Annotated in this window: 13 protein-coding genes; 2 read left to right on the forward strand and 11 right to left on the reverse strand. The window is 70.8% G+C overall.

Annotation, left to right across the window (positions count from 1 at the left end; translation table 11 throughout):
- Positions 1 to 2 precede the first annotated feature (2 nt).
- From BGM09_RS13755 to BGM09_RS13795, 9 genes are all read right to left on the reverse strand, one after another.
- Positions 3 to 1403, reverse strand: a complete 1401-nt coding sequence (locus tag BGM09_RS13755) for a flavin-containing monooxygenase (RefSeq protein ID WP_188281827.1) — start codon at positions 1401 to 1403, stop codon at positions 3 to 5.
- Positions 1403 to 1777 carry a hypothetical protein gene (locus BGM09_RS13760; RefSeq protein ID WP_188281828.1) on the reverse strand — a complete coding sequence of 125 codons (375 nt, stop codon included), beginning with the start codon at positions 1775 to 1777 and terminating at the stop codon, positions 1403 to 1405. Before BGM09_RS13760 ends, BGM09_RS13755 begins: the two co-directional genes overlap by 1 nt.
- Positions 1778 to 1814: 37 nt before the next feature.
- Positions 1815 to 2939: a hypothetical protein gene (locus tag BGM09_RS13765; protein ID WP_188281829.1), complete on the reverse strand. Its 1125-nt coding sequence runs from the start codon at positions 2937 to 2939 to the stop codon at positions 1815 to 1817.
- Positions 2929 to 4368 carry a flavin monoamine oxidase family protein gene (locus tag BGM09_RS13770; RefSeq protein WP_188281830.1) on the reverse strand — a complete coding sequence of 480 codons (1440 nt, stop codon included), beginning with the start codon at positions 4366 to 4368 and terminating at the stop codon, positions 2929 to 2931. The genes BGM09_RS13765 and BGM09_RS13770 overlap by 11 nt, the downstream gene beginning before the upstream one ends.
- Positions 4369 to 4370: 2 nt before the next feature.
- Positions 4371 to 5942: an NAD(P)/FAD-dependent oxidoreductase gene (locus tag BGM09_RS13775; RefSeq protein WP_188281831.1), complete on the reverse strand. Its 1572-nt coding sequence runs from the start codon at positions 5940 to 5942 to the stop codon at positions 4371 to 4373.
- A 4-nt stretch (positions 5943 to 5946) separates the two neighbouring features.
- Complete coding sequence (locus BGM09_RS13780) at positions 5947 to 7551, reverse strand: aldehyde dehydrogenase family protein (RefSeq protein ID WP_188281832.1); 1605 nt, start codon at positions 7549 to 7551, stop codon at positions 5947 to 5949.
- Entirely contained in the window at positions 7548 to 8906 is a 1359-nt protein-coding gene (locus tag BGM09_RS13785) for a TrpB-like pyridoxal phosphate-dependent enzyme (RefSeq protein ID WP_188281833.1), read from the reverse strand. The genes BGM09_RS13780 and BGM09_RS13785 overlap by 4 nt, the downstream gene beginning before the upstream one ends.
- A gap of 770 nt (positions 8907 to 9676) precedes the next feature.
- Positions 9677 to 11287, reverse strand: a complete 1611-nt coding sequence (locus BGM09_RS13790) for an MFS transporter (RefSeq protein ID WP_188281834.1) — start codon at positions 11285 to 11287, stop codon at positions 9677 to 9679.
- Between the two features lie 290 nt (positions 11288 to 11577).
- Positions 11578 to 13305: a hypothetical protein gene (locus BGM09_RS13795; RefSeq protein ID WP_223186827.1), complete on the reverse strand. Its 1728-nt coding sequence runs from the start codon at positions 13303 to 13305 to the stop codon at positions 11578 to 11580.
- Positions 13306 to 13408: 103 nt separating this feature from the next.
- Between BGM09_RS13795 and BGM09_RS13800 the strand changes: the two genes are divergently transcribed.
- Positions 13409 to 14647: a DUF4032 domain-containing protein gene (locus BGM09_RS13800; RefSeq protein ID WP_188281835.1), complete on the forward strand. Its 1239-nt coding sequence runs from the start codon at positions 13409 to 13411 to the stop codon at positions 14645 to 14647.
- Positions 14648 to 14797: 150 nt separating this feature from the next.
- On the opposite strand, the gene BGM09_RS13805 is transcribed toward BGM09_RS13800, so the two are convergent.
- Both BGM09_RS13805 and BGM09_RS13810 read right to left on the reverse strand, forming a co-directional pair.
- A complete protein-coding gene (locus BGM09_RS13805; protein WP_317452692.1) occupies positions 14798 to 16429 on the reverse strand; it encodes an aromatic amino acid ammonia-lyase in 1632 nt (543 codons plus the stop codon).
- Between the two features lie 99 nt (positions 16430 to 16528).
- On the reverse strand, positions 16529 to 17500 hold the full coding sequence (locus BGM09_RS13810; protein ID WP_188281837.1) for an ABC transporter substrate-binding protein: 972 nt from the start codon (positions 17498 to 17500) through the stop codon (positions 16529 to 16531).
- A gap of 433 nt (positions 17501 to 17933) precedes the next feature.
- Between BGM09_RS13810 and BGM09_RS13815 the strand changes: the two genes are divergently transcribed.
- On the forward strand, positions 17934 to 20107 hold a 2174-nt coding region (locus tag BGM09_RS13815; protein WP_317452693.1), incomplete at its 3' end, for a sensor histidine kinase.

Here is a 20107-nt window from a genome sequence, read left to right on the forward strand (position 1 = left end):
ACTCATCCCTTCCTGCGGGTTGCCGTGCCGACACCCGTGCGATCGGTGGTTGCGTACTTGCGGCGCTCGTCCGCCATGAGCCGTTCGTATTCGTTGGGGTCGACCAGCAGATGGCCGGACGAGTCGTGGAACCGCTTGTCCTGGCGGCGGCGGGCGTTCCTCAGCTCCGACCACATCTGCGCGCGCGAGGGGAGGCTGACGGTCTCGGTCAGCAGGTCGCCGACCCACTCCGACTGGAACTCGGCCAGCGGCATCAGCGACATCATCGAGTGCAGCAGGCCGATGAAGTACAGGCCCTCGGTCTCCGGCGGCACGACCTGGTGGTAGAGCGCGGGCGCGTCGTCGCCGTCGCCGACGAGCGTGTCGTCGAGGAAGGGGTAGTCGATCTTGTAGCCGGTGCAGTGGATGATCACATCGGCCTCGGTCTCGGTGCCGTCCGAGAAGCGGACGGTACGGCCGTCGACCGTGTCGATCACCGGCTTGGCGGTGATCCTGCCGTGCGCGATGGCGGGCAGCAGCTCGCTGCTGGCGACCAGCGGTCCCTGCCCGACCTTGTACGGCGGGTCGGGCAGCCCGTACGCCGACATGTGGCCGTGCACCAGCTTGATCATCAACGTCACCAGCGGGCGCCGCTGTTCGACCGAGAGCTTCTTCATCATCGGCGACAGCTTGTCGATCGGGCCGCCTTCGAGGATCTTCGGGACGATGTAGTGGCCGGTGCGCACCGACAGGTACGTGGCCTCCGCGACCCGGGACACCTCGGTGGCGATGTCGGCGGAGGTGGCGCCGAGACCGATGATCACGACCTTCTTGCCCGCGAGGTCCGCCGGTCCCTCGTAGTCGTAGGAGTGCGTCTCGGTGCCGGTGAACTTGCCCTCGTACGAGCCGAAGAGCGGCAGTCCGTGCCGCCCGCCGGAGGCGACCATCACCGCGCGGTACAGATGCGTCGTGCCGTCGCCGAAGGTCACCGCCCAGCCGCCGCCCGCTGCCTGCTCGACCCGGCTGACCTCGGTGTCCAGTTGGATGTGCTCGCGCAGCCCGAAGTGGTCGACGTAGGAGTCGAAGTACCCCGCCACCTGGGTGTGGTGGGGGTAGTCCGGGTAGTCGTCCGGCATCGGGAAACTCGGGAACTGCATGACGGTCTTGGAGGTGTTGGCGAACAGCGCCGGGTACGCGCAGCTCTTGCCGCCCTGCGCGGGATACCGCCACAGGCCGCCGAGTTCCGAGCGCCGCTCGTAGGCGTCGAAGGCGATGTCGCGGATCTTCAGCGAGCGGCACATCGCGATGCCCGCGGAGCCCGCGCCGATGACGCAGACCTTGTCCCTGCGGTCCTCGGGGGCGGACGCTGAATCAGACGCAGACGCAGACGCGGCACCGGTCACCGGCTCGTCCATGGTGGTCATCAGGACTCCCCCGCGCGCTCGGTGCTCGCCAGGGCCAGCAGGCCGAGCAGGGTCGCGGTGGCCGCGGCGCTGGTGTCGACCACGGTGGACTTCTTCAGCCGGCCCTTGCGGTGGCCGAGGATTCCGGCCGCGACGTCGAGGCCGTCGCAGAGGATGCCGGCCTTGAGCAGCAGCCTGCGGGTCTCGCCCCTGCTGGCCAGGACGCCCACGATCAGGGCGATGTTGCGGGCGGCGAACAGCCGTACCAGGTACTCGCCGTCGGCGTCCTCGTTGATGTGCAGCTTCTTCGCCCCGATGGCGGGCGCCAGGAACGCCGCCGCGCCGACCGTACGCAGGGTGCTGAGCAGAACGGCCGGCGTATCGCTCTTGTTCATAGTGATGCGAGTTCCTCTCGCGCCTGGGCCATCGACATCACGTCGTGGCACTGGGAGCCGGTGTCGGTGGGAATTCCTTGGCGAAGCCGGTGAGCCGGACGACGACTCCGGCCTGCCGCAACATCTCGATGTCCGTCTCGGGTTCCGCGGACTGCTCGGGGAACGAGATCCCGGCCGGCAGGTCCCGGCTCAGCACGCGTTCGGCCGCGCGGACGGCGCCCATCGCGCTGAGGTGGCCCTGGCCGCGGGTGTCGAGCAGGTCGATGGAGACCGAGCGGTTCGCGCTGTGCGCGGTGACGGTGAGCCCGCAGAAGTCGCCGGTGCCCGCGCTCTGGAAGAGCGCCGCGCGCACCCCGTGCAGCGGCGGCTTGGTCAGCGCCCGCAGCGCGCCGGACCGCTTCAGCCCGATCATCGCGTACAGCGACGGAACGCTCTGGAGCGCGATCCGGGTCTCGACGGTCGGCACGCCGAGGGTGAGCGGCACGGTGGTCTGCTCCAGCGTGCTCACATACGCGGCGGGCCGCTCGTTGCCGTCGGCGCAGCGCACCGGGCGGCGGCCGGTCAGCGGGTGCGTGGGCTGCCGCCTGCCGTCGCGCATCGCGTAGTACGGCCAGGCCAGCCGTTCGGCGAAGCCCCACGAGTCGGGGCCGACCTTGTCGTCCGACGAGGACAGCACCGCGATCTCCACCCGCTCGGCGCGGCCGAGTTCGCGGACGGCCGCGGCGGCCATCAGCGCGTTGAGCCCGGCGTACCAGGCGCCCGACAACAGCACGGGGGACGTGGGCCGTTCACGCGAGACCGCGACGGTGACGTCGAGAATCCCGGCGTGGCCCGCGCGGTTGATGTCCGCGATCGGGATGCCCCGGCGCATGGCGTCCACGATGAGGTGGTCGCCGGGGTCGCTGACCACGGCGAGAACGGCCGCGGGCTGCTCGGGCAGCGCCCCCAGCGGGCGTTCGGCGCGTACGTCGATGACGGCGGTGCTCGCGCCGATCCGCGCGGCCAGCGCCTTCGCCCGCTCGGGGTTGCGGCCCGCCAGCACGATCGGCAGGTCGGGGTGGCGCTGCCGGATCAGCCGCGCCGCGTGCTCGCCCACCACTCCGTAACCGCCCACGATGAGCAGCGGCGGCGGGGCCGCGGGGCGCTTGGGTCTACTGGCCATGGCTCACCGCGCCGCTGATCGTGGTGTCCGGCTTGCGCTCCTCGCCGCGCTCCTCCGCCGCCCGCGCGAACAGCTCGCGGGCCACCCGGCGGCCGGAGTCGACGGCGCCGCCCATCGAACCCATCTGGTGGACGCCGCTCTCGGTGCCCGCCCAGTGGATGCGGCCGATCGGCTCGCGCAGCGCCTTGCCGTACGCCGTGTACAGTCCGGGCGGCCCGAAGCCGTGGTAGCAGCCGCGGGTGAACTCCTCGTCCAGCCAGTTCTGTTCGACGAATTCGCGGGGCTTGCCCGCCTTCGCGCCGAGCCCGGCGACCAGTCCGTCCAGTACGGCGGTACGCCGCTCGGAGGGCGACAGGCGGGTCAGCGCGCGGGCGGCGGAGCCGGTGACGAAGGCCGACATCACGCCGGGGCTGCCGTCGGCGGGCGAGGTGTCGAAGGCGACCCGGAACGGGCCGTCGCTGCTGGTGATCTGGCCGCTGAGCCCGGCGGCGCGCCAGAACGGCTCGTCGTAGACCGCCAGGCACTTCATGGCGGCGCCCGCGGGCATCCGCTGCGCGAACTGGTCGCGGTAGCCGGGCAGCGAGGGCGCGTACGTGATGCGTCCGGCGAGCGTGACCGGGATGGCGACGACGACCCATCGGCCGCGGTACTCGAAGCCGGGGCCCGAGACCACGACGGAGTCGGAGCGCTGCTCGATGGTGCGGACGGCGGCGCCGACGCGAACCTCGTCGGGCATCCGCGCGGCCAGCTTCTTCGGGATGCTGTGCGCGCCGCCGTCGAAGCGGTAGCGCTGGATGCCGCCGCTGACCTCCAGCAGGTAGCGGAAGCCGCCGGAGGCGTTGGCGTAGTACAGCACGTGCATCAGCGACAGGTCGGCCGGGCGGGCGCAGAAGGCGGCCTCGATCATCATGGTGATGAAGGCCCGCGCGGTGGAGGTGGTGACGTTGCGCTGCATCCACGACCAGAGGGTCTGGCTGTCCAGCTTCTCGGCGTTCGGCGCGTTCCACGGGCCGTCCGGCGGGACGGACTTCGCCATCCGCTCGATCTTCAGGATCGCCTGGCCGAGGTCGGCGATGGCGGCCGGGCCCATCCGCCAGGGGAAGAGGCCGGAGTACGCGTGGCGGCGGCCGTTGACGAAGGTGAGGCGTTCGCCCTCGTCGTAGCTGCGAAAGCCGGTCACGCCGACGGACGCGGCGGTCTCGGCGATCATCGTGCTCTTGTCGCCGAAGTACTCGCCGCCCAGGTCGACCGCCTTGCCGCCGCCCACGTCGAGGCCCTTGAGCCGTCCGCCGACGCGCTCGCGCGCTTCGAGCGTCTTGACGGTCCACCCGGCGTCCTTCAGTTCGCGGGTCGCCGTCAGTCCCGCGAGGCCCGCGCCGACGACGATGACGTCGGCTTCCGCGCTGGGCTCGTCTGTCACATGCAGCACGTTCAGACCTCCGCGTTCTTCTGATCGGCGTCTTTGAGTACCGGCCCGTTGCCGCCCTTGGTCCCGTTGGTCCCGTTGCCGCCATGGGAGCCGTTCGCGCCTTTCGCGCCGTCCGCCGGGGCCGGGAGCGGGTCGGCGGCGGAGACCGGGACGGGCCGTACGCGTACCGGCGGGGCCGCGGTGACGTCGGAGGACACCAACTGCGGGTGGCGGTTCATCCACCGGCGGCGCGGCTCGCGGGCCAGCAGCTTGACGGTCTCCCGCACCAGCGGCAGCCGCTTGTGCTTGCCGGACAGCATCATCCGTCCGGTGATCACGGCCATGTCGGTCAGCGGGAAGACCTCGTAGTACTTCGAGCGGTGGTGGTAGAGGTCGAGGAAGCGGCCGATCTCGCCGCGCTCGGCCATGCCCTTGAGCGCCTCGGGCACGGCGGAGGGCAGCGCGCCCGCCTCGCCGAGGATGTTCGCGAGCCAGTAGTGGCCCTCGAAGCGGCGGTCGCGCCACTGCGTCCACAGCCGCAGCGTCTCGTCCTGGCCGAGCGCCGACACACCGGGGCCGGAGCGGCCGAGGGCGGCGACGATGGCGGGCGCGAGGCGCTCCACCTGGCGGAAGGCGTCGCCGATGCCGCGGCCGGCGGAGGGGTCCTTGAAGTGGCCCGCGTCGCCGACCAGCACCCAGCCGGGCCCCGAGGACTGCCGGAAGTAGCCCTCGAATTTGACGATGCCGGAGATCTTGGTGGCGATCTTCGCGTCGGCCAGCGCCTCCGCGGTCGGTTCGCAGGCCCGCATGTGGGCCAGCAGGCCCGCTTCGGTGTTGCGGCGGAAGTACTCGCGTTCGTGCCCCTCGGGAGAGACGCCGACCAGGTACAGGCCGTTGTCCGCGGGGCCCGCCCACACCATCCGGTCGCCCCAGCGGTGGAAGACGAAGGTGTCGTCGGAGGACGGGTGCGCGCCCTCGAAGAAGGTGAAGTAGTAGGAGCGTTCGTTGGGTACAACGTTGTATTTGCGCGAGCCGACCATGTACGCGACGGTCGAGTTGCGGCCGTCCGCGCCCACGACGAGCGGTGCGCGCAGCACCGTCTCCTTGCCGTCGTGCTGGGCGCGCACACCGGCCACCCGGCCGCGCTCCCAGAGCATCTCGACGACCTTGGTGCCCATCCTGACGTCGGCACCGGCCTCGACCGCGGCCTCGTGGAGGATCGAGTCGAGCAGGTGCCGACGCAGGAAGGTCGCGCCGCCCACGTCGTCGAAGCGCAGCGGGAACTGCGAGACGACATGGAAGTCGTTGAGCTTGGTGTCGGCGCGGCGCATGAAACGCACACCGGTCTTCTCGACGGAGTCGAGCACACCGAGGCGTTTGAGGAACAGGAGACCGTCCGCCTCCATGAGGTGCGAGGAGAGCACCTCACGGGGGAACGTCGCCTGCTCGACCACGACGACCTTCAGGCCCGCGCGCGAGAGCAGCGTGGCGAGCGGCGACCCGGCACAGCGGGCGCCCACGATGATGACGTCGAAGTGCTCGGCGTCCGTACGGTTTCGCCGGAGTTCGCTCCCGGCCAGGCCCTTGGTCGTCATGGTCTTAGCTCCGCGCCCTTTCGCCGGCCGGGACGATCTGCGAGTCCAGCGGACGCGGATCACCGTCACCCCACGAAATGCCCTGGAGGTGCGTGGTGCGCAGTCCCGCGTAGTTCAGCTCTCCGTACGGTCCGCCGGTGAGGCCGTTGCCACCGTGTGTGGAGAGGATGGAGTTGAACCCGATGTGCGAGTCGTTGACCTTCAACAGGCCGCCGTTGGTCACGCCGTCGGCGAACCGGTGAGCGGTCTGCTCGTCGCCGGTCCACACCGAGTTGCGCAGCCCGTACTTGTTGGCGTTGAGGAAGTCGATGATGTCCTCCAGCAGCGCGTCGTCGTCCGTGGTCGCCTCGGGCACCACGACCGGCAGCAGCGGGAAGAAGGTCTCCTCGCGTACGCAGGACAGGTCCCGCGACTCGGCGAGTCCGTCGACCCTGACGACCGTCGGCAGGCAGAACATCCCGGTGCTCGATGTCTCGCCGTCGACGTCCACGCGCGTGCCGCCGCAGAGCACGGACGCACCCTTGGTCTCGGCCTCGGACAGGAAGTCGAAGAAACCGTCGACCTTCAGTACCGGGCTGAGCAGGATCTCCGGGTTCTCCGGGTAGCCGGGCACGATGGCCTTGGCGCGCTCCACGAACACCTCGAGGAAGCGGTTGGCGACCTCGGGGTGCACGATCGCGTACTTCGGCACCATGCAGATCTGGCTGGAGCCGTAGAACGACTCCTCCAGGGCCCGCGCGGCGGCTTCGAGATCCGCGTCCTTCCAGACCACGAAGCCGTCGTTGCCCGCGAGTTCGAGGATCGCCTTCTTGCCGTTGTGCAGGCAGTCCTCGCCGAGCTTGAGACCCGCGGCGCTGTCGCCGAAGAACAGGATGTCGTCCACCAGCGGGCTGGCGAGCCAGGTCCGCAGCACCTGCTCGGTGTGACCGCAGATCACATTGAGCGTCCCGGAAGGCGCGCCGTGCTTCTCCAGGATCGGCGCGAGAATCTCGCGGTAGACGAAGAACACGCTCAGCGGCGTGGTGCGCGGCGCCTTCACCACCAGGGTGTTGCCCGCCAGGAGGGCGAGCACGCCCAGCGTGGAGTTCGAACCCGCCGCGTTCTGCGGAGGGTTGACGCACACCACGCCGTCGGGCTTGCGCACCAGTTCCAGCGTGCGGCCCTGCGGCGCGAACTCCTGGTGGAGCTGGCTCTCGTACCAGCGGACCGTCGGCTCGTCGCAGCAGCGCAGCATGCCGCTGACTTCCCACTGGGCGAGCCGGCGCGGGTGCCCCTCGGCGATGAGGATGTCGATGAGTTCCTCGGACCGTTCGGCCAGGGTCTCGTTGAACTCCAGGACGATCTGGCTGCGGGTCTCCTGCGGGAGGAGCCGGAAGGTCCGGCTCGCCCTGCGGGCCGCTTCCAGCGCCCGGTCGTTGTCCTCGGGGGCGCCCACCGCGCACCGGGCCACCACGGCCTCGGTCGACTCCACGGGCCGCCCGAGTTCCAGCGCCCTCTTGAGGTTGAACGTCGGGCGGTTCTCCTTCAGGTACGCCGAGGCGCGCAGGACGTACGTCCATCGAGCACCCTCGACGTCCTTGCCGTCGATGTACTGAGGGTAGGACCTCATGCCTGGAGGCCCTCCATGCTGGGGGCGACGAAGTCTTCCTTCTCGACGTCGCGCAGCAGGCCCTCGTTGTACCGGCCGTACGCGCCCAGGTCCAGCAGGCCGTGGCCGCTGTAGTTGAACACGATGGTGGCCTCGCGCCCGGTCCGCTTGCACTCCAGGGCCTTGTCGATGACGGCCCGGATGGCGTGCGAGGTCTCGGGGGCCGGGAGGTAGCCCTGGAGCTTGGCGAACGTGGTGCCCGCGTCGAAGACGGACACCTGCCCGTACGCCTCGGCGTCGAGCAGCCCCTCGTGCCGCATGAGACCCACGATCGGGGCGCAACCGTGGTAACGCAGGCCGCCCGCGTGGATGGGCGGCGGCACGAACTCGTGGCCGAGGGTGTAGGTGTGCACACCGGGGCCGCGGCCGTTGGAGTCGGCGAAGTCCAGCCGGTACTCGCCGTAGGTCAGCGGCGCGCACGCCTCCGGCTCGGCGGCCAGGATGGTGATGTCGGCGCCGTTGAGCTTGTCCTCGACGAAGGGCGAGGCGAAGCCGCTGAGGTTGGACCCGCAACCGACCGAGGCGATCAGGTAGTCGGGGGTCCGGCCGATCATCCTGAGCTGTTCCTTCAGCTCCAGGCCGATCACCGAGTGGTGCAGCAGGCAGTGGTTGGAGAAGGCGCCGACCGCGAAGCGGGTGCCCTCGTCGGCGTCGACGCACTCCAGCGCCTCGCTGACCGCGGTGGCCTCGCTGCCGGGGTGGTCGGGGTACTCCGCGAGGAGCTTGCGGCCGTAGTCCGTGGTGTCACCGGGGCTGGGCCGCACCTCGGCGCCGTAGGTCTCCATCAGATTCCGGCGGTACGGCTTGGTGTGGTAGCTCGCCCGCACCATGAAGACCGTGAGGTCGAGGCCGAAGATCTGGCAGGCGATGGCCAGGGCGCTGCCCCACTGGCCGGCGCCGGTGTCGGTGACCAGCCGGGTGTGGCCGTCGCGCTTGGCGTAGTACGCCTGCGCGAGGGCGGAGTTGAGCTTGTGGCTGCCGCTGGGCGAGGTGGCCTCGTACTTGAACCAGATCTGGGCCGGTGTGCCCAGCTCCCGCTCCAGCGCGACGGCGCGGATCAGCGGGGTCGGCCGCCAGAGCTTGTACGCCTCGCGTACCGGCTCGGGGATCGTGATCCAGCGCTCCAGCGAGGTCTCCTGCGCGGCCATCGACTTGACGAACAGCCGCTCCAGCCACTCCCGCGTGACCTTCTTGCCGGTCGAGTTGTCGATGTACTCCTCGGGCAACCGGGGCAGATCCGGGATGACGTTGTACCAACGGGTGGGAATCTTATCGACCGGAAGATCGACACGGTCGATTAAGCCGAGCGGCTTCATACCTTGCGTCCCCTTAAGAGCGTGGTTGCTGACGAAATGCAGTGACACTCGTACGGACCTGCGCATGCTTGACCGGGCCGGCACCCTCGTGGGGAATTGATTTCCGGCATGGCAAAGTCAGGCATTGGGCTTTTGGGTGCGAAAAATCTCGGCGAGAGGAACGGTGAAGCGCGGTGAAGTCGTGCCTCGGCACAACGGCTGCTCAGTGCCTCGGCGGCGCGTCAGGCTCCAGCCGAAGTCACCAATTGTGCGAGATCACGGATTGCGGTTCCCGTGGATTCGTGCCCGAAGGCACGGATGGACGGGATGCCCGGACGTCACCGGCCATACGGCCTGGTGGTGCGGGGTCGATCAACCGTGCGTGAGAGGCCGACCAGGTGTCGGACCTCGAATATTCTCGTGCCAGCACTCGCATACCCCCGTATCAGTACTGGAATTGTTTGACAGCCTAGCGTCCGGCAGTTCCGATGGCAATACCATACTGGAACGCGTCCCGATGACCGGAACTCATCCCGGTGACCAGCGCATTTTCCCTACGGGACTCAAAATGGGCTGGTCACCGGGACGCCGTCGCATTACTGACCAGATCGGTCAAAGTGAATTCCTGTGAAGCGCGGCGACAACGACAGTGGCGGCGGGCCGCTTCCGCGGGCCCGCCGCCACTGTCACGCTCGCCGTGCGGCCGCCCGTCGTACGGCGCCGCGGGCGGTCCTCCTGAGCCGGCTCAGTGCTGCCCGGCGGGTGCCGTCAGTGCTGCCGAGCGGGTGCCGTCAGCGCTGTCCGGCCGGCGCCGCCTCGCGGACGGACTCCTCGCCCTCTTCCGGCAGCTCGGGCAGGATGCCGGTCAACGCGCTCTCGTGCAGGTCCTTGTGGCGCAGCGTCAGCGCGGCGATCACCGCGGCGACGAAGGCGAACACGGCGCACAGGGTCATAGCGTCGTGGAAGCCAGTGGTGAACGCGTCGCGCCCGGCGGCCAGCACCTTGTCGGCCAGGCCGGGGCCCGCCGAGTGCGCGGCCTCGTCGATGCTGCCCGCGCTGATCCCGTTGGCGATCTTGTCGCTCTGGGCGCTGGTGAGCGTGGCCGCGGCGTCGGACGCCTTGAAGGCGCTGGTGACGTGGTTCTCGAAGAACGCACCCGCGACCGCGATGCCCAGAGCAGTTCCCACCTGCTGGAACGTCTCGCTGATGCCGGAGGCGACACCGGCCTTGGCGGGTTCCGCGACACCGATGGCGAGCGCCGCACGGGTCGGGTTGAACAGGCCGAAGGCGAAGCCGATCACGATCAGGGCAGGGATCAGCGAGGTCCAACTGTCGCTCGCGTTGCTGAGGTGGAGGAGGAGCAGACCGATGCCCAGGGCCAATTGGGAGGTCGCCACGAGGACCTTGAAGGGGACCTTGCCGATGAGTCCGCCGGCCAGCGCGCCGAAGAAGAACATCGCCAGCGTCAGCGGCAGGAAGCGCAGGCCCGCGGACCAGGCGGAGGCGCCCTCGACGCTCTGCAGATATGTCGTGACCAGGAAGATCGGAGGCAGACCTGCCGCGTTGGCGAGGAAGGTCGTCGCGGACATGCCGAGGAAGGTGCGGTTGCGGAAGAGCTGGGTGTCGAACATCGCCTGCTCGCCGCGGGACCGCGCCACCGCGAGGAAGACCGCCAGGCACACCGCGGCCACCGCGTACAGCGCGATGTTGGTGCCGGAGAACCAGCCGTCGGTGTTCCCGCGGATGATGGCCAGCACCAGCGCGGCCAGCGAAAGGGTGAAGGACACCATGCCGGCGAAGTCCGGTGCGGCGGCGCTGGGCAGCCGCGATTCGCGGACCCTGCGCATCGCGATCAGAACGGTGACCAGGCCGACCGGCACATTCAGATAGAAGATCCAGCGCCAGCCGGGGCCATTGGTGAGAGCGCCGCCGATGAGCGGTCCCGTGGCGACGGCGAGTCCCACCGCGGCGCCGAACGCGCTGAACGCAGTGGCGCGTTCCTTGCCGCGGAACTCATGGCCGAGCAGAGCGGGACCGACCGCGAACATGATGGCCCCGCCGACACCCTGGACTCCGCGGCTGACATTCAATACCCCGATATCCCCGGCCAGTCCGCAGGCCAGCGAAGCCGCGGTGAAGATGACCAGGCCGATCAGGAAGAGCCGCTTGCGGCCGGTCCTGTCCGCCACCGATCCGGCGGTCACCAGGAAAGCCGCGAGCGTCAGCGCATACGCGTCGAACACCCACTGCATACCGCTGAAGCTGGCGTGCAGTGAATCATGAATGCCGGGCAGGGCGACCGAGACCACACTCAGGTCCAGCATGAGCATGAATGTGCCGACGGATACCACTGCCAGGGTCCACCACCTTAAAGCAGCGGGGGGGTGGGGCGTTTCGGTCATGCCGACTCCAGAGTGTGGAAAGTCGCCGTATCCGGCGAATCTGGCTGCTGACTATGGATGTTGACCATGCCGTGGTGGAAGCACCGCTGCCGAGGCGCCCCGCGTCGGCGCACAGGCCGATCCAGGGTGCTGGCCGATGATCGCGGTCGGCGCCGGTGCCGTCAATTGCCCCATGGGGCATGGCTGAGCATGTGTACAACGTATACCCTACACACGCTCGCGCGCACCCGCATGAAGATGTACGTCGGGTGTCGGCATATGCGCGCGGGTTCGCAAAGACAGCGTCTTTTTTATCCGCAACTCCTTTTAGCGCGACTGTATATGCTGTATAGGCGGTAGTCGCCGGCGGACGGCGCGGTGATCCGCGTCCAGCGGCCCGCGCGGCTCACGCATCCGCCGGTCACCCGGAACCAGGGCGACCAGGCGACGCGGACGACGGTGCTCCCGGCCTTCGGCAGCCGGACCGTCACGTCGGCCTCGCCCGCCCGCAGCACGCGCGCGGGCGCCGAGGCCAGCTGCACCGGGCGCGCCACCGCGAAGACCGTCCAGTACGGGTCCCGCCAGACCGGCCGCAGCCAGTCGGGGCGGGCGCCGGTGGCGAGCAGCGCGGCCTCGGCCGCGCCGGGGCCGCCCACGTCGCCGTGGGGCAGCACGACATACGCCACCGCCCAGTCGTCGAGCCAGCGGCGGTAGGCGGCGGCCGGAAGCGTCCCGTCCGGCAGCGTCCCGCCGTAGAACAACCGGTCCCGCTCGACGTCGAGTTGGCGGTTCCAGCCGCGGGCGTTCTGGACGACGTCGGCGAAGGCGGTCGACTCGCGGTGATTGCGGGCGGGAACGACCTCGACGCGGTGCTGGTCGGCGTGCAGTGCGCGCAGCGCGCGGGTCACCCCCTCGGTGTGCGAGGCCCAGCCGGGGACGGCGGTGGACATGCTGAGTTCTCCGACGGTCTTGCCGACCAGCGCGAAGCCGTTCTGACCGAGGGCGCAGAGCAGCACGGCGGCGAGGACCGCACCACGTACGGAGGTTGGGGCGGGCATGAGGGCAAGGCCGCGGCCCCGCCCGAGGGATGGGCGGCGGCGTCGGCGTCCGGCCACGCGTTCCGCCAACGCCGCCGCCAGCAGCGGGAGTCCGGCGATCCCGGCCAGCCGCTCGACATTGGTGCCGACGGGCGAGGCCACACAGGCGGTGAGCACCGTGCCGAGCGCGTACGCGACCGCCCCCACCCGGACCGTGCGCCAGGACCGGGGTGCGGCCAGGGCGAGCGCGGCGGAGGTCACCAGCGGGCACACCATCGCCGCGCCGCTCATCAACTGCTCGCCCTGGAAGGGGAAGAGCACGTACACCGCGCCCAGCACGAGCGCCGGCGGCGCCGCCAGGGCGAGCGCGGCGGCGCGGCGGCCCGCCGCCAACAGGCCCGCGCCCGCGACCCACAAGAAGAGCGCGGCGACCGGGCTGGCCATCGCGGTCAGTGCCGCGAGGGCCGCGGGCACCGCCCAGCGGTCCGGCGCCCTTCGCACCCGGCACAGCGCGAGCAGCCCGAAGGCGACGCCGACCGCGAAGGTCGTGCGCCCGCAGGCGATGTCGCACCACTGGCAGACGGCGCCGAGCAGCGCCGGGACCATCGGCCGCCGCACCCCGGACCGGACGAGGAGCACCGCCATCGCCCAGGTCGCCACCAGACCGGCCGTGACGGAGACGGCGCGGACCCCCGCGTACGCCATGAGCGGTGGGGTCAGCACGCTGTAGTCCATCGTGTGCATGCCGCCGTACCAGGCGAGGTTGTACGGCGCGGCCGGGTGGCGCCGGGCGAAACCGGCCCAGGCGACCTGGGCCGCGAGGTCGCCGCCGCCGGTGGCCAGCAGCCACGCCCAGAGCGCGTACAGCGGCGCCGCCGCCACGACGACGACCACCGGGACCGGCCAGTGCGGCCACCGGCGTGCGGGCAGCGCCTGGTCCGTCCATTGGGTGCGCCGCGGCAGCACCGCGGTCCGTCCGGGAGGAACATACTCGGTATACATACTGAGTATGTATACCGAGTATGGTCGGGTGAGCGCCACCGCTTCCCCTGCGGGGCATGGCAGCATCGGGGCGACCGGGACGAGGAAGCGAGAGGCGCACACCATGCCGTTGCAGATCACCGCCACCGACGCGGAGCACCCGTCGGCGCTGCTCGACCTGGAGTGGAACCTGCCGCTGGAGGAGTGGCCCGACACCTCACTGGTCGCGCTGCCGCGCGGCATCTCCCGGCACGTCGTGCGCTTCGCGCGGGCCGGGGACGAGGTCGTGGCGATCAAGGAGGTCAGCGAGTGGGCGGCCGTACGCGAGTACGGGCTGCTGCGGGACCTCGACCGGCTCGCGATACCGGCCGTGGACCCGATCGCGGTGGTGACCGGGCGGGCCGCCGCCGACGGCACACCGCTGGAGCCCGCGCTCATCACCCGGCACCTGAACGGCTCGCTGCCGTACCGCTCGATGTTCGAGACGACGATGCGCCCCGACACCGTCAACCGCCTGCTGGACGCGCTCGCCGTCCTCCTCGTACGGCTCCACCTGGTCGGTTTCGCCTGGGGCGACTGCTCGCTGTCCAACACGCTCTTCCGCCGTGACGCGGGTGCGTACGCCGCCTACCTGGTGGACGCCGAGACCGGGCAGATCCAGCCCGAACTCACGCGCGGGCAGCGGGAGTACGACATCGAGCTGGCCCGGGTGAACATCGCGGGCGAGCTGATGGACCTCGAAGCGGGCGGCTCGCTGCACCCCTCGGTCGACCCGGTCCCGTTCGGCGAGGCGATCGTCCGCCGCTACGCCGACCTGTGGCACGAGCTGACCCGCGAGTCCGTCTATCCGGCCAGCAAGCGGCACTACATCGACCGCAGAATCCGCCGCCTGAACGACCTCGGCTTCGACGTCGCCGAGATGCAGATCGAGCGCTCACCCGCGGGCGACACCGTGACCTTCCTGCCCAAGGTCGTCGACGCGGGCCACCACCAGCGCCAGCTCCTGCGCCTGACCGGCCTCGACACCGAGGAGAACCAGGCCCGCAGCCTCCTCAACGACCTGGAGTCCTGGATGGCCACCCAGGACGACCACGCCCCCGCCGACGGCCTGCCCGCCGCCCGCCCCGAAGTCCTCGCCCACCGCTGGCTGCGCGACGTCTTCCGCCCCGCCGTCCGCTCGGTCCCCCAGGACCTGCGCGCCCGCATCGACCCGGCGCAGATCTACCACGAACTCCTCGAACACCGCTGGTACCTCTCCGAACGCGCCCAGCGCGACGTGGGCCTCGACGCCACGGTCGAGAGCTACACCACCGAAGTCCTCCCCCGCCTCCCCGCCCCCGCCCTGCCGGCGGACGGCGAGTAAGGCTCAGTGCCTGTCCGGCCCCAGTCGCGGTCGAACGGTGCCGGTCGGCAGGGCAGGGGCGCGGAGGGCGAGCGTGGCGCGGCTTTCCCTGACCGCCTCGTTCGTAGCGCTGCCGGTCGCGGGCCTTCCGGGCGGTCCCGGCGGCGGGTGTCAGAGCGCCGCGAGCTCCGGTAGCAGGTCCGCCGCGAGCGACACGTCAGGGGTCAGCGCCCGGTCCTCGGTGGCCGTGGGCAGCGCGGAGTCCAGGACGGCGAAGACCGGCGCGTGCGTACCGTCGCCCGCCGACAGCGCGGGAAGCGCCGGGTGCAGGCGCAACGCCCGTACGGCGGCGACGAGTTCGCAGGCGAGCACGAGCCGGTAGGCGTCCACGGCGCGCAGCGCCTGCCGGGTGGCCTGGGAGGCGAAGCTCGCGGCCTCCTCGACCCCGCGCGAGAGCACCGCGTGTCCGGCGGAGGCCGGTACGGCGCTGGCGCGTATCTCCGCGAGGGCGGAATTGGCGCTGTACTCCAGGATCATCATGCCCGAACTGGCCGCCGAGCCCCCGGCGAGGTAGGAGCGCAGACCGGTGATCCCGGGGTCGCCGAAGGCGGTCAGCCGGGCGGCGGACAACTGCGCGGTCTGGAGCACGGCGAGGCAGAGGTGGTCGAGCGCGAGCCCGACCGGCGTGGCCATGAAACCGCCGTGGTGGTAGGCGACCGGCCCGCCGTCCGGTCCCTCCTCGCCGATCAGCGGGTTCTCCGAGGGGCAGTTGACCTCGACGTCCAGAATCCGGCGCAGTGTCCAGGCCGCCTCCAGCGCCGGGCCGTGCACCTGCGGGAAGGCCCGGAAGCCGTACGGGTCCTGGATGCGGCGGCCGGTGGCGCGCGGCCGGTCGGGGACGCCGAGCAGTCTGCGGACCTCGGCCCCCGCGTGCAGCGCGCCCGGATAGGGGCGGATGGCGAGGGCGGGGGCCGCGTACGCCTCAAGCGAGCCGGAGACGGCGGCCAGCGAGAGGGCCGTCACGGCGTGCGAGGCGCGCAGCAGGATGTCCAGGTCGTGGCAGACCAGCGCGGCCTGCCCGAGGGTGAAGGCGCCGCTGCTCATCAGCGCGAGCGCGTCGCCCTGTTGGAGGGTGACGCGGCCGGGGAAGGGCGCGGGCACCGCGGCCGGGTCCAACCCATCGGCGGACGGCGGCACTTCACCGTCGGACGACGGATCGGACGACGGCGAAAGCGAAGGAGACGGCGAAGACGAGGACAGCGGCGACGGCCACGGCCCCTCGCGGAAGGCGTCCGCCGGATCCGGCTGCCGCTCCACGTCCTCGTGCAGCCACGGCCGTTCGCCGATCAGCGCGAGACCGGTCTCGGCGAGCGCCGTCAGATCCCCGGTGCCGACGGCCCCGTATTCGCTGACCGCCGGGTGCACACCGAGCCGCAGCGCCTCCACCAGGGCCTGGACGACGGCCGGTTGGAGCGCGGAGCCGCCCGCCAGCGCCTGGTTGGCGCGGACGGCGAGCGCGGCACGGACCTGGCGGGCCGGGAGCAGCGCCCCGACCCCGCCCGCGTGGCTGCGCAGCAGCCGCAGGTCCTGTCCCGCCTGGTCCTCGTCGCTGACCGGCACGAGCCGGTTCGCGCCGACGCCGGTGTGCCGCCCGTACATCCGGCCCGCGGCGGCGGCCTGCCGCGCGGCCCGCCATGAGCGGTCCGCGCGGGCCAGCGCCTCGGGCGGCACGGTGGGTACGGCCGTCCGGTCCGCGATCCGCGTCACGGCATCGGCGTCCAGGCCGGCGCCGTCGAGCACCACGAAGGCCCCCTCCTCGGCGGAGGGTGCCGTCGTGCGGTGCGTCGGCGTCTCGGAATCAGAGGCTGTACCCACTGCGCTGTATCGGTCCCGCTGCCGGGCTCAGCCGAGGCCGATCGAGGTCAGCCAGGTCTTGGCGACCTCCAGCGGGTCCTTGTTGTCGCTCTGCACCTGGGTGTCCAGGGCCAGCAGCGTCGCGGTGTCCAGCTTCGCCGACACCGCGTTGAGCGCGGCGACGCCCTCCTTGGACAGACCGCTCTTGTAGACCAGCGGGATGATGTTCTCGAACCCGAAGAGATTCTTCGGGTCCTGGAGGACGACGAACTTCTCCTTGGGGATGCTCGGGTCCGTGGTGAAGACGTCGGCGGCCTGCACATTGTTGTTCTTCAGGGCCGCCACGGTCAGCGGGCCGCCCGCGTCGAGCGCCTTGAACGACTTCGGCGTGAGGTTGTAGACCGACTTCAGGCCGACCAGGCCCTGCTGCCGGGTCTGGAACTCGGGAGAGGCGCCGATGGCGATCTCGGAGCCGTACTTCGCCAGGTCCGCGATCGTGGACTTCTCGGTCAGCTTGTACTTCGCGGCGGTTGCCGCGTTGACCGTCAGGGAGTCCTTGTCCTCGGCCGGCGCCATGTCGAGCAGCGTCAGCTTCGGGTCGAGCTTGGCGAGTGCCGCCTCGTTGGTGGCCTGGGCCGTCGTGGGCGTGGCCTTGGCGTCCAGGTATGCCAGCAGTGCGCCGTTGAACTCCGGCAGTACGGTCAGTGAACCGTTCTTCAGCAGGCCGTAGGTGGTCTCCCGGCTGCCGATGTTCGGCTTGTAGCTGACCTTGATCCCCTTGGCCTTCAGGGCCTCGCCGTAGATGTCGGCGATGAGGATGCTCTCGGGAAAGTTGTTGGAGCCGACGACCACGGTGTCGCCGCTCGCCTTCGACCCGGCCAGCGGGTCCTTGGCCTTGTCGGAGCCGGAGTCACCACAACCCGCGAGCAGGGGCGCCGCGACGGCGGCGACGACGGCGACCGCCGCGAGGCGGCGTATGTGGCTCGGGCTGGACCAGGTGCTCTTCACGTGAGAAGTCACGATTTCCGCTTCCGGGCTCGGGGAGTTTCGGTCTCTGATCGGGCGTACTCGTGGCGTAGGCGCACCCACACACGCGGACGTACGTCAGGTACGTACACACGTGCGGTTGCGAGTGCTACCCAGCGATCCAATCCAGCCGCTTCCGCGTCAGTCAAGAGCAGCCTGATCACCGATCGGCATCGATGTCTGAACACCGGTGGATTGGTCGGGGATTCCCGTTCCGTACGGTGGTGTCCGTAACAAATTATTGATGGTGCGGTCAGGTAGCCGTGGTCAAGACGAGGTAGTCTCCCCGACGTTGGTCACGGTGCTCGGACAACCGCGGGGAGTATCCGGTCACTTCATTCCGGTTACGTACAGAAGCGTTCATTTTGCGCCACTGTCGTCGTATCCGGTTGTCGGCGAGCCGGTAGGCGGTTCCGGAGGAGGCTTGGTGTCCGTGCACGAGGTGGACGGGTCGGCACGTCCCGACCCGGAGCCACACGTCAGGGGCGGGGTACGGAACTTCGCCGACCGCTGGCCGTTCCGGCGCAAGCTCAACGTGCTCGTCGGCGTTCCGCTTGTCGTGGTCGCGATGCTGCTCGCCTACGTGATCACCGGCCTCGTCGGCCAGGCCCAGGACGCGGCCTCCGCCGCGCAGCTCGTCCGCGACAGCCGCCAGGTCGCCGAACTGGTCGACCTGGTCGAGACCGAGCACCAGCAGGCGCTGCTGCTGTCCGTGCGCTACGAATCGGCCACCTCGGGCAAGCGCCCGTCGCTGGTCGCCTACCGGCAGGCGCGCAGCGCGGTGGACGCGCAGGTGGAGAACGTACGCTCCACCTTCGGATCGCGGCTGCCCGCCGCGGAGGCGCAGATCCTCAAGGAGATCAACGGCCTCGGCAGCCTGCGGAGCACCATCGAGCAGAGCTATCTGCCCGCCGACAACATCGACCCGGCGTACACCGCGACCGTGGACGGCCTGATCGACGGCCTCGGCCTCGATCTGAACACGAACCTCAGCTCCACCCGCACCGGCAGCATGCTGGACTCGCTGCTGCGCGCGGAGGCCGCGCACGCCTCCTTCGAGACCAGCGTCTTCTCCGCGCAGACCGGTGACGCCAACGCGCTGATCGAGTTCAACAACGCGGTCGGCTACCAGCAGCTCTACGTCTCCCAGGCCAGCCGCTTCGGGCGGTTCGCCAGCGACGCGCAGCGCACGGAGCTGGCCGGGATCGAGATGAACCCGGTCTGGAACGGCATCGCCCTCCAGTACGCGGGCCTCCAGATCGACCCGAGCGCGCTGGAGGCCACAGGACCCGCGCAGGTGCGGGCCGCCTTCACCAAGGCCCTCAAGTCCTACCCGGACTACCAGAAGCAGGCGCAGACCCGGCTGAAGATCACCGGCTCGCTGATCGACCAGATCGCGCACCGCGCCGACCGGGCGTCCGACGACGCCTGGTGGCGGGCCGCGTGGCTGCTCGGCGGCGCGCTGCTGGCGTTCGTGCTGTGGCTGGGCTTCTCCGTGGCCGTACGCCGCTCGGTGATCCGGCCGGTGCAGGTGCTGACCGGGGCCGCGGCGCAGGTCGCCGAGGTGGCCGGGCAGGAACTGGCCCGGGTCGCCGACGACGACGCGGACTTCGCCGGGGCGCCGCGCCTCCAGGAGGTGCCGGTCACCGCGCACGACGAGATCGGCGACCTGGCCGAGGCGTTCAACCGCGTGCAGTCCACCGCGGCGGCGCTGCTGGAACGCCAGGTGCTCAGCCGCCGCAACGTGGCCGAGATGTTCGGCAACGTCGGCCGTCGCGTCAGCAACCTGACGGCTCGTCAACTCACCCTGATCGACGCCCTGGAGCGCGGCGAGACCGACCCCGCGCTGCTCGACCGGCTGTACCGGATCGACCACCTGGCCGTACGCCTCCAGCGCAACGCCGACAGCCTGATGCTGCTCGCCGGTATCCGCGAGGCGGGCCTGGACGCCAGCCCCACCGCGCTGACCAACGTCGTACGCGCCGCGCTCGGCCAGATCGAGGGCTACCAGCGGGTCTCGCTGCTCGCGGACACCGACGTCACGGTCGCGCCCGACATCATCGCCGACCTGACGCTGATGCTGGCCGAACTCCTGGAGAACGCCGTGGCGTTCTCCCCGGCGCGCAGCCCCGTCGAGGTGTCGGTGCGCGACGGCGCCGAGGGCGCGCTGATCGAGATCACCGACCACGGCCTGGGCATGAGCGCGGAGCGGCTGGCGGAGGAGAACGCCCGGCTGATCCGCCGTGAGCGCCTCGACCTGGTGCCGACGAAGGTGCTCGGCCTGTTCGTGGTCGGCAGCCTGGCGCGGCGCTGGGGCGTACGGGTCACGCTGACGCGTACGCCCGGCGGCGGAGTCACCAGCCGGGTGACGATCCCGGCGACGCTGCTGCTGCTCATGAGCCCGTTCGCGGAACCGGCCGGCGAGGGGGCGGCTCCGGGCGCCAAGGCCGCCAAGGCCGTCGGCGCCGCGCGGGAGGCCGCCGCGGCTCCCCGCCACGCCGAGGCCGAGGAGCCGGTCGCGCCGCCCGGACGCCGTACCGCGCCGTCGTGGGCCGGTACGCCCGCGGCCGGCTCCCCCGCGACGACCACGACGACCTCGAC

It is taken from the genome of Streptomyces sp. CBMA29 (genome assembly GCF_014596445.1).
In the GTDB taxonomy this organism is placed as follows: Bacteria; Actinomycetota; Actinomycetes; order Streptomycetales; family Streptomycetaceae; genus Actinacidiphila.

What these genes read in the sequence shown, in the direction of transcription:
- BGM09_RS13755 (WP_188281827.1), bottom strand. Translation starts at nt 1,403, where the DNA reads ATGACCACCATGGACGAGCCGGTGACCGGTGCCGCGTCTGCGTCTGCG.
- BGM09_RS13760 (WP_188281828.1), bottom strand. Translation starts at nt 1,777, where the DNA reads ATGAACAAGAGCGATACGCCGGCCGTTCTGCTCAGCACCCTGCGTACG.
- BGM09_RS13765 (WP_188281829.1), bottom strand. Translation starts at nt 2,939, where the DNA reads ATGGCCAGTAGACCCAAGCGCCCCGCGGCCCCGCCGCCGCTGCTCATC.
- BGM09_RS13775 (WP_188281831.1), bottom strand. Translation starts at nt 5,942, where the DNA reads ATGACGACCAAGGGCCTGGCCGGGAGCGAACTCCGGCGAAACCGTACG.
- BGM09_RS13780 (WP_188281832.1), bottom strand. Translation starts at nt 7,551, where the DNA reads ATGAGGTCCTACCCTCAGTACATCGACGGCAAGGACGTCGAGGGTGCT.
- BGM09_RS13785 (WP_188281833.1), bottom strand. Translation starts at nt 8,906, where the DNA reads ATGAAGCCGCTCGGCTTAATCGACCGTGTCGATCTTCCGGTCGATAAG.
- BGM09_RS13790 (WP_188281834.1), bottom strand. Translation starts at nt 11,287, where the DNA reads ATGACCGAAACGCCCCACCCCCCCGCTGCTTTAAGGTGGTGGACCCTG.
- BGM09_RS13795 (WP_223186827.1), bottom strand. Translation starts at nt 13,305, where the DNA reads ATGTATACCGAGTATGTTCCTCCCGGACGGACCGCGGTGCTGCCGCGG.
- BGM09_RS13800 (WP_188281835.1), top strand. Translation starts at nt 13,409, where the DNA reads ATGCCGTTGCAGATCACCGCCACCGACGCGGAGCACCCGTCGGCGCTG.